This is a genomic window from Paracoccus ravus (assembly GCF_004522175.1).
Lineage (GTDB): Bacteria > Pseudomonadota > Alphaproteobacteria > Rhodobacterales > Rhodobacteraceae > Paracoccus > Paracoccus ravus.
The window spans coordinates 179,528-192,270 of record NZ_SDEB01000004.1; the positions used below are offsets into that span (position 1 = coordinate 179,528).

Here is a 12,743-nt window from a genome sequence, read left to right on the forward strand (position 1 = left end):
CGATCCGGATAAGATCCGCCTTGCCGGATCGCATTTTGTTCTGACTGGCCCGATGAAGATGGGACCTCGGTCATTCATCAAGATGGAAATCGAGCGCGTCGGAGGCATCTTTGATCCGCGCACGACCAAACGAACAGACTACCTTGTGGTTTCATCAAGTGCGTCAAAGCACTGGCGGACCACTCACTTCGGAACAAAAATCGAGCGCGGCATGGAGCTGATCCAGGAAGGTCACCGGCTTCGATTTGTGAGTGAAAATGCTCTTGTCGCAGCTATCTCGGCTCACGACAATGAAACACGGTAGATAACCAGTCGAAATCCGCGTCGTCGCCCTCAGCTCAGCGCGATGCTTCGGCAAGTCGCCCAAATTGTGGGGCAGCGGCAAGTGATTGGAGACTTGCTGGAAGTGCAGGTTGTGCGACCTCAACTTGAGGGCGCCCGCTCCAGGCACCTGATTAAGCCACTTCGTGGCCATGTGCCACTATATATGGCTGCGCCCCAGCAAGGGCGCAGCTTATTCGATCATGGGTCTAACTTGAACATTCCACGGTCATTACCTCCCACCACACGGAATGCGTCAGGCATCGAGCCCCCGCCTTTCTTGTTCGGCCCCGCCGAACGGGCCCTATTCCGCAGCGTGGCCAGTAATGGCTGCGCCAGCGGTTTCAGAGTCGGGCTTCATGCGGAAGCCGCGCTCAAGCTGGTCGAAGGGCGCGACGGGATAATCGCCCGAGAAGCAGGCGTCGCAATATTGCGGGCAGGACTTGTTGCGGCCCTCGGCCTCGCCCACGGCGCGGTAGAGTCCATCAAGCGAGACAAAGGCGAGGCTGTCCACGCCGATCCACTCGCGCATTTCCTCGACCGACATCTGCGCGGCGAGGAGCTTGTCGCGATCGGGCGTGTCGACGCCGTAGAAGCAGGGCCAGGAAGTCGGCGGCGAGGCGATGCGGAAATGCACCTCGGCGGCACCGGCATCGAGGATCATGTCCTTGATCTTGCGCGAGGTGGTGCCGCGCACGACCGAGTCATCGACCAGCACGACCCGCTTGCCCTTGACCAGCGCGCGGTTCACGTTGAGCTTCAGGCGCACGCCCATATTGCGGATCTGCTCGGTCGGCTCGATGAAGGTCCGGCCCATGTACTGGTTGCGGATGATCCCCATACCGAAGGGGATGCCGCTTTCATGTGCATAACCGATGGCAGCGGGCGTGCCGCTATCAGGGACGGCGCAGACCAGATCGGCCTCGACCGGTGCTTCGCGGGCCAGTTCCACGCCGATCTGGCGGCGGGTCTCATAGACCGATCGGCCGCCGATGATCGAATCCGGGCGCGAGAAATAGACATGCTCGAAGATGCAGAAGCGGCCCGTCGAAGGACCGAAGGGACGCGAGCTTTCGATCTCTCCCTTGGAAATCACGACCATCTCGCCCGGCTCGATCTCGCGGACGAATTCAGCGCCGATAATGTCGAGGCCGCAGGTTTCCGATGACAGCGCATAGCCCTCGTCGCCAATCTTTCCCAGCACCAACGGACGCACGCCCAAGGGGTCGCGCACGCCGACCAGCTTGGTGCGGGTCATGGCGACGACGCTGAACGCGCCTTCGACGCGGCGCAGCGCGTCCTTCATCCGCTCGGGGATGTTGCGCTGGATCGAGCGCGCCATCAGGTGGATGATGCATTCGCTGTCGCTGCTCGATTGGAAGATCGAGCCGCGCTCGATCAGTTCCTTGCGCAAAGCCATTGCATTGGTGATGTTGCCGTTATGGGCGACGGCACAGCCGCCCATCGAGAAGTCGCCGAAAAAGGGCTGCACGTCGCGGATCGCGGTCGCGGCCTTGGTGCCTGCGGTCGAATAGCGGACATGGCCGATAGCGAGGGAACCGGGAAGGGTTTCCATCAGGCTTTGTTTCGTGAAATTGTCGCGCACGTAGCCGAAACGATGGGCGCTGTTGAAGCCCTGTTCCGCGTCATGCGAGATGATGCCGCCCGCTTCCTGCCCGCGATGTTGCAGGGCATGAAGCCCGAGGGCGACGAAGTTGGCCGCATCCGCGACACCGATTACGCCGAAAACACCGCATTCTTCATGCAATCGGTCGGAATCGAAGGGATGGGCAAGGAATGGCTGCATCATCACCGGCTCATAAGGCTAGGGGAGGGGAGGAATATGTGGCGCTTTTCGCCGCTAACATAGGGACTCGCTCGGGTGAAGTCACGCCCTGCCGGCCGGGCAGGGCGCATTTTATGTCACGAAAGGGTCACTCGGCGTCGAAAACGCTTAATTTGCAGGGGCAGGCGTCGTCGCCGGGGCGGGGGTCGGCGTGTTTGCGTCAACGGGTTCGGTCGCCATGCAGCCGCGCACGAGTTGCTCGTAGCGGGCGACCACCCAGCCCGGCGCGTCCTGCGGGATCTGCTCGTCCATCTGGCCGGTCATCCGCGAGAAGATCTGCGCCGAACGGGAATTGTCCACCACCGCGACCGGTTGCGACGAGATCACCCGGTCATAGACGATGAAGGCCACCGCCACGAGCAGGATGCCGCGCGCCACGCCGAACAGGAACCCCATGCCCTGATCGATGCCGCCAAGCGCCGAGCGCTGCACGACCGAGGAGAAAAGCGGGGTGATGATCGAGAAGACGACCAGCGCCAACGCGAAAACGACCGCGAAACCGGCGATGGTGGAAAGCTCGCAGCTATCGGCGAGAAACTTGTTCAGGCCCGGAACCTGCGCCACCATCGGGCGGACCGAAGGGGCAAAGATGAAGGCCAGCACCGCCGCGCCGATCCAGCCCAGAATGGCGAGCGATTCGCGCACGAAACCCCGCGCATAGGCAAGGATCGCCGAGAGGATGATCACGGCCGCCACAATGCCGTCGATGATGGTGAAACCGTCCATGTCACGCCCTTTTGCGGTTCGCGCCGCGATTGAGTGGCAAGTTCATCCGGCCCCGAATGTCTCGCCCACGAATTTTGTCAGATCCGGGACACGGTCGAGCCGCATCCCGCCCATACCCTCGACCTTGCTGGAAGTAGGCAGGATTGCGCGTGAAAAACCAAGTTTTTGTGCTTCTTTCAACCTGTTTTCCGTTTGCGCCACCGGGCGAAGCGCGCCGGACAGGCTGATTTCGCCAAAAAGCACGGCTTCGGCGGGCAAGGCAACATCCTCGCGCGCACTCAGAAGCGCCGCCGCTATGGCCAGATCGGCGGCCGGTTCATTGACGCGCATCCCCCCGGCAACATTGAGAAAAACGTCGAGCCCCGCAAAGGGGATGGCACAGCGCGCCTCGAGCACCGCAAGGATGGTCGAGACCCTGCCCGAGTCGAGCCCTACCACCGTCCGGCGCGGGCTGGCCAGTGTCGAAGGTGCAACAAGCGCCTGAACTTCGGTCAGGACAGGGCGCGTGCCCTCGATCCCCGCATAGACCGCCGACCCGGCGCTTGGCTGGCCGCGCTCGGACAGGAACAGCGCCGAGGGGTTCGCGACCTCGGAGAGCCCGCCTCCGGTCATCTCGAAAACGCCTATCTCGTCGGCCGGGCCGAAGCGGTTCTTATGGGCGCGCAGGATGCGGAACTGATGGCCGCGCTCGCCCTCGAAATAGAGCACCGTGTCGACCATGTGCTCGACGACGCGGGGTCCGGCGATCTGGCCTTCCTTGGTGACATGGCCGACAAGGATGACCGAGGTACCGCGTCGTTTCGCGAAGGTCGTCAGCTCATGCGCGGTGGCGCGGACCTGGCTGACCGAGCCGGGCGCGGCCTCGATCTGGTCTGACCACAAGGTCTGGATCGAGTCGATGATCGCAACATCGGGCCGCTCGGCGTCTAGCGTGGTCAGGATGTCGCGCAAGGCGGTTTCCGCGCCCAGCCGCACCGGCGCATCGCCAAGTCCAAGACGCTGCGCGCGCAGCCGGACCTGTGCGCTGGCCTCCTCGCCGGAAATATAGATCGCCTGCTGGCCCGCGCGGGCAAAAGCAGCGGCGGCTTGCAAGAGCAGGGTCGATTTCCCGATCCCCGGATCGCCGCCAACAAGGATCGCCGAGCCGGGCACCAGCCCGCCCCCCAAGACGCGGTCGAATTCGGCAATGCCGGAATGGGCGCGGGCGGGTGGGGTCTCTTGCGTCGCAAGGCCGGAAAGCGCAATCGCCTTGCCCTTGAGCGTGCCAAGGCCGCGCCCCGGCCCCTGCGACAAGGGCGCTTCCTCAATGATGGTGTTCCATTCGCCGCAGGCTTCGCAGCGGCCATTCCATTTCCTGTGGCTGGCGCCGCAGGCGGTGCAGGTGAAAGCGGTGATCGATCTTGCCATGCGCCCTGAATGGCAGATTGCCGAGGGGCGCGCCACTGGGAATGGCGCGACGCCAAATGCTTAGCTGATGCCGAGTCCGGCGCGCATCAGCACCCGGCGCACCGGGGCCACGGCATAAAGGCTGCCAAGCGCCGCCGCGCGCAGATCGCGCAGGGGCCGGGCCGAGATCATGCTGGCGCGGTTGAGCGCGTCGATGCCGAGAAGCCGCGCCATGGCCTCGGGGCGGCGGCGGCGGGCGTAAGCGTCAAGCGAGGACTGGCTGCCCGGATTGCCCGCCGAAAGCTCGACCAGCGCGGCGAGATCGGCAAGGCTCATGTTCAATCCCTGCGCGCCAATCGGCGGCACGACATGGGCGGCCTCGGCGATCAACGCCGTGCGCGGGCCGGTAAAGCTGTCAGCGATCTGGCTGATGATCGGCCATTCGGTCAGACGGGTCGCCTGCGTCAGATGCCCCAACACACCCGCCGAGCGCCGGTTCAACTCGGCCTCGAAATCTTCGCGGGGCAGGGCGGCAAGGCGGGCGGTCTCGGTGCCGCGCTCCATCCAGACCACCGCCGAAGAGGGCTTGCCGTCGCGATCTGGCAGAGGGACCAGCGTAAACGGCCCGCCCGAGCGGTGGATTTCGGTCGAGACATTCTCATGCGGGCGCTCATGGGTCACGGCGAAGGCCAACGCCTTTTGGCCATAGCGCAGGGTCCGCGTCCCGATCCCCAAGGCGCGACGCACCGGGGAATTGCGGCCATCCGCGCCGATGACCAGCTTCGCCGCAAGGCGGCTGCCGTCGGTCAGCGTCACCAGCGCCTCGCTGTCTCGCGCCACCAGATCGGCGGTCCCGGTTCCGGGCAGGAAACGTACATTTTGCAGCGATGCGAGGCGGGCCGAAATCTCGCGTTTCAGCAGCCAGTTGGGCAGGTTCCAGCCAAAGGGCTGGTCGGAAATCTCGGAGGCGTCGAAATCCCGCGTCAGCCGCGCTTGTGACAGCTTCCCGCCGGCGTCGATGATGCGCATGACCTGCAAGGCCGTCGCATGGGGGGCAAGACGATCCCAGAGGCCCGCCGCCGAAAGCACCGCGATCGAGGGATGCAGAAAGGCCGTGCTGCGCAGATCCGAGCCGTCGGCGGCCTCGTCGGTGATGGGGGGCGCGGGATCGACGCAGGTGACCTCATGTCCGGCGCTGCCAAAGGCCGCCGCCGCGATCAGCCCGGCAATGCCGCCACCGGAGACAAGGATTTCCGTCCGTTCCATGCGCTCAAAAACCTGCCGCATAGGCGAGAAGCATGCCAAAAACCGCCAGGGTTCCGATCAGCCCGATCATCGCCAAGGCTGGAAGACCCCAGAGCGTGGTGGCGATGACCGCGACCGCGACCAGCGCAAGGACAAAGAGAAACAGGACACGCGTCATGCGCGCCTCGGCAAGTGTTTCGGCCGGATCGGCATGAGTGGTCGCCATGTTGCGTTCCTTTGCGCGGGTTCGAGACGGGTTGGCCTAATTCTGCCCGTGACCTCGGGTCTCGGCAAGCGCGCGCAGGAAGGCGGTCAGGTCCATCGTGCGGTGGTGAACATGTCCCGCCTGGTCCTGCCCGGCGGCCAGGACATCCGGTCCGTGCCGTCCGCTGCCGACCAGAATCGTGCGCATCCCCAGCGAATGCGGGATTTCCAGATTGCGCGGGTCGTCCTCGAACATGGCGGCGGCATTGGGCTGGAAACCGGCGCTCTGCTGGACTGCGGCATAAGCGCGCGGGTCGGGCTTGGGCAGGAAGCCGGTCGTTTCGATGCCATGGACCTCGTCGAAAATATCCAAGCCGCGCGCGTGAAGCACCTTTGCGGCATATTCCGTATCGGCATTTGTATGCACGATCTTGCGGCCCGGAAGAGCGGTGATGAGCGCGGCGAGCTCCGGTGCCGGCGCGAGATGCGAGAAATCAATGTCATGGACTTCGCGCAGGAAGGGCAGGGGGTCGATCTGCCTTTCCACCATCAGCCCGGACAGGGTCGTGCCGTGCAGGCGCCAGTATTGTTGGCGCAGATGGTCGGCCTCGGCCTCTGAAAGGCCCAATTCGCGCATGACATAGGCCGTCATCCGCCGTTCGATCTGGTCGAAAAGCTTCATCTCGGGCGCATAGAGCGTATTGTCCAGATCGAAGATCCAAGTTGATACGCCGTCAAATAAGTTACTGTTAAACAAGGATAACGTAGAAATATCTTGCTTTAAGGCCACCACGTTAACCACCAATATTGACAGGGTAGGACATTGTTTCTAGTGTCATTTTTAGACGGGAAGTCCAGCGGGCTCAACGTCTGCAACATAGCAAATCCGAAATCTGTAGCGACCCCCGAAGCGGGGTAGGAGGATGCATGCAGGAACACGACACGGGTCAGGTCCGCTTTCTGACCACGGATGAGAAGGCGCGTGAACTTCAGGTCAGCGAAAGGACCTTGTTCCGGCTGCGGCAGGAAAACCAAGGACCCCGCTTCGTGCGGATCGGTGGTGCAATTCGCTACCTTCCTGCCGATCTCGCGCTGACGCTCGGCGGTGTTGGTGAAGTCAACTTTGCCGCAATCGGCCATGAAGCCGAGCGCCGTCGGCGCGCATACAAGCGGCGGAAGGACGCATGATGAAACCGTGCGATTCGCATCGGGGTCGACATGTTTCGGCGCTGACTGAGGGAAATTCGGAGAATGGCCGTCGCGGCTTTTGGTCGAGCGCGACGGCCTTTGAACCCACTAGGAATGGAGATCGAGAAATGATTAGCACGGCACTGTAGTACAGAGCGAGTCAATTCGCGTTGAACTTGTTACACAATCTTATTCGGTATGTGGCAAGTTCGGTTCGGTCCTTCTGGGGTGTGGTACAAGTTTGATCTGTAAGGCTTTTTCGCCAAATCTGGCAAGAGATGCCGCTTGATCAGTCTTGTGCTTCGGGTAAGCTGGAAGGCGAGGGGGGTTCGACGCGACGAACAACGAACCCCCGAAAAAACGAACCGTAACGGCGGATCGCTTTGGCTAGAATCTAGGCCGCAATCCCCGTTCCGACAAGTGATTTTGGCCCGCTGCAAGCGGAGGGAGACGCTTGCCCCCTGCGGTCGCGCAGTAGCGTGACGACGAGATGAGAAGCCCTGCTGAGGTAGGGCATCCGCCGCATGTGGGCGGTCGGGTCTAGGCGTCTGAGGCGGCGCGGCGACCCACGGAAACTGTGAAAACCTGTGAACATGAGAGTGATCGTCACCGCCGCTTGTCGGGGGATGATGGTTGCGACCCGCGCATGTCACCCCGAAGCCGCTAAGCCTCACGCGGCACAAAGAAACCCCGCGTCGAGTGAACGAGCGGGGTCCCATGATCGAGGCCAAGAATGGCAAAAGATTGTAATGCCGTCAATGCTGTATGCGGCGAAGCTGAGAATAGGGCAGGAGCCGCGAGTTTCACGCGGATCGCCTATTCCGATCCGCGTCCGGTCGGCAAGACCGCCAAGATGCCCGCTGGCGCTCTGATCACCGAAAACACGGGCGCTCTGATCCGGGGCCGAGCAAGGACAGTTCAGGTCGAGAATTTGACTGAATTCGCCCAAGTTCTGAAGGACCTGCGGCCCGGTCGCGACGTGCTGACCTTTGGCATCCCAAAAGGATCGGAGCCCGACACGGGATGGGGGATCGTCACAGACGCGCGGCATAAGAAGCTTATGAACCGTGGCCGTGCGGCATCGATAATTCCCCGCACGAAAGGACACTTCCACTGGCCGGAAGGCCGGGGGCTCGTCCTACTGGACTACGACCCGGCTGAAGGTGCGGAGGGTCTGGACGCGCAAGACCTGCTGGCGAAGCTGGTAGGCGCGGTTCCGGCTCTTGGGCAATGCCAGAGTCTTTGGTGGCCGTCATCTTCGTCGCATATCCACGACGCCGAAGGGAATAACCTGACAGGCCAACGCGGCTGGCGTGGTTATATCATCGCCGACAATGCCGCTGATATTCCGCGCGCGATGAAAGCCGCTATCGGTCATCTCTGGCTCGCCAAGTATGGGCGCATCGACATATCAAAAAGCGGGAATTTGCTGGTACGCACCTTGCTCGATGCTTTAGTTTGGCAAGCCGAGCGTGTCGACTATGCGGCTGGCGCAACATGCCTTGATGGGCTTGTACAGCGTCGAGGCGAGCCGATCCTGATGAACCCTGATCAGCCGCCGACTCTCGACACGACGCTGATTCTTGATCTGACGAAGAAGCAGAAAAAATCGGTCGATGACCGTGTCGATTACGCCAAGGAGAAAAGGGAAGCCGAAGCAAAGGCCATTCGCGAAGCCTATGATGAGGCAAAGGCCGATGACTATGTGAAGGCCGAGCGGGCGAAGAACCCGGCGCTAACCGACGCTCAGGCCGAGCAGATCAGGACGCGCGTCAAGGCATCGCTCGACCGGGCGCGCCAGACGCAAATCCTTTCTAGCGATTTTGTGCTGCATTTCGACGACGGCATGGTGATGCCCGTGCGCGACCTGTTCCGACCGGACTGTGATCGAGCAGGGGAAACGCTGGCCGATCCTCTGGAACCAGATCGCCGAGGTAAAGCGCAAATCTATGACAACGGCCCTAACGGTTGGTTTATCCATTCCTATGCCCATGGCGGGCAGAACTTCCGTGTCCTGCCAGATGCCGAGGATGCTGCCCGCGCATTGGCCGAGGCCGAGGGGATTGCCGATCCGGTGGCCGCTATGGCAGCGGCCCGCCATGCCGAACTGATCATCCGTTTGGCTGTCGACCTGAGTGATGACGACAAGATGATGTTTGCGCAACGTCTATCCAAGATCATCGCGGCGGGCGGCGCGGCCATGGTCAAAGGAACCGCCGCGAGAGGGGATGATGAAATCCCGCATGCACGTCGCAAACAAGACGCGGCGCTGGCGAGCAATCCCAAGAATGAAATGCCCCCCGCACTTCCGACTGTCGCGGGTTATGTCTGGTACGCGCCGAAGGAGAAAATAATCGCCCTCGATACCAAGGGGCGCGCGGTCATGATGACCGTCGACGGGGCGCGGGGACTTTGGGACGGACATGAAGTCTATGACGGGGACAGCGTGAAAAACCCCGTCGATGTATGGATGCGAACGCGGGCAAAGAACAAGACCTTGCGCCTTCCCGCCCTTGATCCGAGATACTCGCCGGGTTGGAATCCGACTGGTGACGGGCTCGGATGGATCAACGTCTTTGCGCCCTTTGTTCCGCTGGCCGATGTTGATGATGCCGAGCCGACAGACTTCCTGCGGCTGATCCGCCACGTTTTCCCGCACGAGGGCGATGCCGAATGGGTGATGCAATGGATGGGATACAAATTGCGGAATCCGCATGCTCGTATGACCGCACTCGTCTCAGTGGCGACGGTCATGGGAAGCGGAAGGAACACGGTTTTCGAGATCATGCGCCGCCTTGTCGGTGGCAATTGCTCGACGATCATGGCCAATCGTCTATTCGGCAAGCAAGCGAGTCAATTCAACTCGCATCTGGCGGATAACTTGTTGTTGACCATCGGCGAGGTCGAGGAAGGCGACGCTGGCAATGAGAATTACCGTGTGAGTCGCGCCGTTTTTGGCCGCCTGAAAGAATTGGTCGACCCCGATGAACGCACAGTTCTCGTCGAGCGCAAAGGCTATGACGGCCAGACGGCGGAGATTTTCACGTCGTTCATGATCGCAACGAATAGTTCTGGCGCGCTGCCATTGGTCGAAGGAGATCGCCGTTTCAGCGTCCTTGGCGGTAATACGCAAATGCTGCACGACGTGATGCCGGATATTGTCACTTGGCAGGGTAGAATCCGAGGCGGCGATGAGATCGAGTTGACAAAGGTCTATCGGTACCTGACCGAGAAAGTTGACCTGTCGAACTTCAACCCCCGTGAGCCGCGCGAGACGAGTGCGAAACGCGCCATGATCTCGGATGGGAAAAGCCGCTATGACGAGATGATCGAGGAAATTCTTCGTCTCGGCGAACCTGATCCCTGCTGGATTGTTTCGGCACCATATATTGCCGAGAGGATGCTTAGGCTTGAACCGTCCGCCGACGAAAGTAAGCTTCTTTATATCGCGCGCGACTGGTTAACGAACCGCTCAACAGTTGCCGCATGCGCTTCCCCTAATACCGGCCAGTTGAAGGTGAAAGGCGAAATCCATCGCCCGCGTGTCCTCGACCGTTTCGCGGATCGCAACAGGATCGAGAGGGTCGAAGATCAGAAGGCCGAGTATCTGCGCTGGCTGGCAGAGCCGAGCGATTATAAAAAGCCAAAGGGTGAAGTCGTCGATCTCGACGAGGCGCGGCAGGAACGCGCAAGGCAGGATGACGAGATCTCGCGGGTTTTGTCGGGTCGAGCAAAGCAAGAGCAAAAATTGAGCGAGCGCGCATCGGTAACGATGCCCTCGACCGACCCCGATCCGGTGCCACCCAAGGGGACAGGCCGACGGCGACGGCGACCCGCCAACTGACCTGACAGGCAATGCGGCGATCAGCATGCCCCATGCGGCGTGCTGATCTCGTATGTCTGAAGGGTCCGGTTTTCTCACTTTTCACCGTGAGAAAGCCCTGCTCGACATGAGAGATACCATCGTTACCGCCTAGAAGGTGGGTCGGGTAACGATGGTTTTTTCACTTTTCACCGCCTCGACTACCGTGCGGTAACGATGGATTTGCATCGTTACCGCACGCTGACCCGCGAGTGAAAAAGTGAAAAACGGTCACGGGAAACACCTTTTTTGAGTGATATCAATGATATGCCTGATCGCCCTTTGTAGGCGTCGGGATTTTTCACTTCACTTTTCACTTTGAGCAACCCGCGTTTCCATCGTTACCGCGTCGAGGCGCATGAGTGAAAAACGAAGTGAAAAACGCCAATGAGCCCGTATTTCACATAAAAAACAGTAATTTACGACTTCCGGCTGGCTTTTCACCTGCCTTTTTCACTTTTTTCACCGATCTGGCGTTTTCGGCGGATGCTCGACGGCATCGTTACCGCCTGAGACGAAGTGAAAAACAAGCGCGGAAAAAAACCTCGCCTTTTCAATACTCTGTCGTAGTTCACTCTTTTCACAACGGTAACGATGGTAACGATGCCAAAAGTATCGTTACCGGCATCGTTACCGCATTTATATAAATTATTTCAATGATTTGATCTTCCGGTAACGATGGTAACGATAGAAATGGAGACAAACCAATGGGAAGTCAGTGAAAAGTGAAAAGTGAATTTCACTTTTCACTTTTCACTCGTTTCCTAACGATTGGAAAACAGCGTTACCATCGTTACCATCGTTACCGAAGCGCGTTAGTATATGATTTCATTAACAAAAAAGCGGTAACGATACGTTTGGCCCATCGTTACCGCCAAATGCATCGTTACCGCCGAGTGAAAAACGCTCGTCCAGCAGGAGAAACTTGCCGCGCGGGCATCGGACATGCGACTCTGCCCGTGGGTCGGACTTGGTGAACAGTTGGAGAACCACGGAATGCAAAAGCCATTCATTCAAGGTGCCGACGGAACGTGTCTGAACCCCACGCATATCCTGCGGTTCGAAGGTATGGGGTCATTGCAACCCTATGCTGTCACGACCGACGGTGAACGTATCGACGTGATAGACAATTACGGCGGCATTCACGATTACAACGCCTATGTGTCGGTATTTCCCGATCATCTGGGGGGCGTGGGGCTCGATGTGATGGAGCAGGACGGAAAGCGCATAATCGTCGAAGAACCCATCATCGCATGGAAAGTCGTAATCCCGTTCGATGATGAGAAATACATATCGTCATCGGCCTTCACCCCCGTCGAGCGGGCGAAGGTGATCCGCATCGGCGTGAACATCTATGTCCGCAAGTCAGGGGCATACGTCCAGTATACGGGCATGAGCGCCGATCAGGTCTTTGACATTCTCGCCGAGGAAAAAGCCGAACGTGATGCCGCCCAAAAAAGATGGGAAGCTAAACGGGCGGCTAAAGGCTAACGGCCCGATGGTGATGCCAGATGTTCCACCTTTCGCATGCGCTCGACAACACAGAGCGCGCCCGCATTGCCGAGATCGAGCGCCTGACAGCTCATCCGGTCAACTATGGGCTGGCCGATGGGCCGCGCTTCAATGGACAGGCACGACCTGCAACGGGCAAGCGGGGCTTGTCTGGTACGACGGTGATCAACCCGCCTTCGCTACCTTACGCTTCGACCTGGCACGGGGGGCGGCGGGCTGGCATGCAGGAACGCGACCTTGCGGGGCCGGGATGGTGCATTTGGGGCTGGTCGAGTTTCCGGGCGGCAAGCGGTTCGTTCGGATGGTGGCGGCGCGACGTGTGAGCCGATCACAGGTCGAGCGATGGGCATCGGGCGAAGCCTGAGCCCGAAGCGTAGTACAACCTGGGAATCCGGCCCCGCGCCGAGTGCTTAAATAAACACTCGACGGCCCCGCGCCTGTCCCGACGGGACA

Annotated in this window: 12 protein-coding genes; 6 read left to right on the forward strand and 6 right to left on the reverse strand. The window is 60.4% G+C overall.

Translation table 11 applies throughout. From position 1 onward, the window contains the following. The first annotated feature begins 13 nt into the window (after positions 1–13). Complete coding sequence (locus ESZ60_RS21825; RefSeq protein ID WP_425331304.1) at positions 14–304, forward strand: BRCT domain-containing protein; 291 nt, start codon at positions 14–16, stop codon at positions 302–304. Positions 305–625: 321 nt separating this feature from the next. Here the strand turns inward: ESZ60_RS21825 and purF are convergent, their stop codons facing one another. From purF to ESZ60_RS05325, 6 genes are all read right to left on the reverse strand, one after another. After that, positions 626–2,128, reverse strand: coding sequence for an amidophosphoribosyltransferase (gene purF, locus ESZ60_RS05300; RefSeq protein ID WP_134679433.1), 1,503 nt, complete (start codon positions 2,126–2,128; stop codon positions 626–628). A 147-nt stretch (positions 2,129–2,275) separates the two neighbouring features. Continuing rightward, positions 2,276–2,893: a CvpA family protein gene (locus ESZ60_RS05305; RefSeq protein WP_134679380.1), complete on the reverse strand. Its 618-nt coding sequence runs from the start codon at positions 2,891–2,893 to the stop codon at positions 2,276–2,278. A gap of 42 nt (positions 2,894–2,935) precedes the next feature. After that, positions 2,936–4,300 carry a DNA repair protein RadA gene (radA, locus tag ESZ60_RS05310; RefSeq protein WP_134679381.1) on the reverse strand — a complete coding sequence of 455 codons (1,365 nt, stop codon included), beginning with the start codon at positions 4,298–4,300 and terminating at the stop codon, positions 2,936–2,938. A gap of 60 nt (positions 4,301–4,360) precedes the next feature. Continuing rightward, positions 4,361–5,545, reverse strand: coding sequence for a UbiH/UbiF family hydroxylase (locus ESZ60_RS05315; RefSeq protein WP_134679382.1), 1,185 nt, complete (start codon positions 5,543–5,545; stop codon positions 4,361–4,363). 4 nt (positions 5,546–5,549) lie between these two features. Then, positions 5,550–5,750: a hypothetical protein gene (locus tag ESZ60_RS05320; protein ID WP_134679383.1), complete on the reverse strand. Its 201-nt coding sequence runs from the start codon at positions 5,748–5,750 to the stop codon at positions 5,550–5,552. A gap of 36 nt (positions 5,751–5,786) precedes the next feature. After that, positions 5,787–6,485, reverse strand: a complete 699-nt coding sequence (locus tag ESZ60_RS05325; RefSeq protein ID WP_280633993.1) for a pyrimidine 5'-nucleotidase — start codon at positions 6,483–6,485, stop codon at positions 5,787–5,789. A gap of 170 nt (positions 6,486–6,655) precedes the next feature. On the opposite strand from ESZ60_RS05325, the gene ESZ60_RS21030 reads away from it, so the two are divergent. The 5 genes from ESZ60_RS21030 (at position 6,656) to ESZ60_RS05350 (ending at position 12,613) form a co-directional block, all read left to right on the forward strand. Then, positions 6,656–6,916 (forward strand): helix-turn-helix transcriptional regulator, encoded by a 261-nt coding sequence (locus ESZ60_RS21030; protein ID WP_209021244.1) that lies wholly within the window; start codon positions 6,656–6,658, stop codon positions 6,914–6,916. Positions 6,917–7,649: 733 nt separating this feature from the next. After that, complete coding sequence (locus ESZ60_RS05335) at positions 7,650–10,760, forward strand: primase-helicase family protein (RefSeq protein WP_134679384.1); 3,111 nt, start codon at positions 7,650–7,652, stop codon at positions 10,758–10,760. Positions 10,761–11,140: 380 nt separating this feature from the next. Continuing rightward, positions 11,141–11,425, forward strand: coding sequence for a hypothetical protein (locus ESZ60_RS05340; RefSeq protein ID WP_134679385.1), 285 nt, complete (start codon positions 11,141–11,143; stop codon positions 11,423–11,425). A 349-nt stretch (positions 11,426–11,774) separates the two neighbouring features. Continuing rightward, the gene (locus tag ESZ60_RS05345) at positions 11,775–12,269 is read left to right on the forward strand and encodes a hypothetical protein (RefSeq protein WP_134679386.1); all 495 of its coding nucleotides are present in this window, start codon (positions 11,775–11,777) and stop codon (positions 12,267–12,269) included. A 20-nt stretch (positions 12,270–12,289) separates the two neighbouring features. Beyond that, entirely contained in the window at positions 12,290–12,613 is a 324-nt protein-coding gene (locus ESZ60_RS05350; RefSeq protein WP_134679387.1) for a hypothetical protein, read from the forward strand. Positions 12,614–12,743 lie beyond the last annotated feature (130 nt).

Coding starts and splice junctions, on each gene's coding strand:
- ESZ60_RS05315 (WP_134679382.1), bottom strand. CDS start 5,545: ATGGAACGGACGGAAATCCTTGTCTCCGGTGGCGGCATTGCCGGGCTG.
- ESZ60_RS05305 (WP_134679380.1), bottom strand. CDS start 2,893: ATGGACGGTTTCACCATCATCGACGGCATTGTGGCGGCCGTGATCATC.
- ESZ60_RS05320 (WP_134679383.1), bottom strand. CDS start 5,750: ATGGCGACCACTCATGCCGATCCGGCCGAAACACTTGCCGAGGCGCGC.
- ESZ60_RS05350 (WP_134679387.1), top strand. CDS start 12,290: ATGTTCCACCTTTCGCATGCGCTCGACAACACAGAGCGCGCCCGCATT.
- radA (WP_134679381.1), bottom strand. CDS start 4,300: ATGGCAAGATCGATCACCGCTTTCACCTGCACCGCCTGCGGCGCCAGC.
- ESZ60_RS05345 (WP_134679386.1), top strand. CDS start 11,775: ATGCAAAAGCCATTCATTCAAGGTGCCGACGGAACGTGTCTGAACCCC.
- ESZ60_RS21030 (WP_209021244.1), top strand. CDS start 6,656: ATGCAGGAACACGACACGGGTCAGGTCCGCTTTCTGACCACGGATGAG.
- purF (WP_134679433.1), bottom strand. CDS start 2,128: ATGCAGCCATTCCTTGCCCATCCCTTCGATTCCGACCGATTGCATGAA.
- ESZ60_RS05335 (WP_134679384.1), top strand. CDS start 7,650: ATGGCAAAAGATTGTAATGCCGTCAATGCTGTATGCGGCGAAGCTGAG.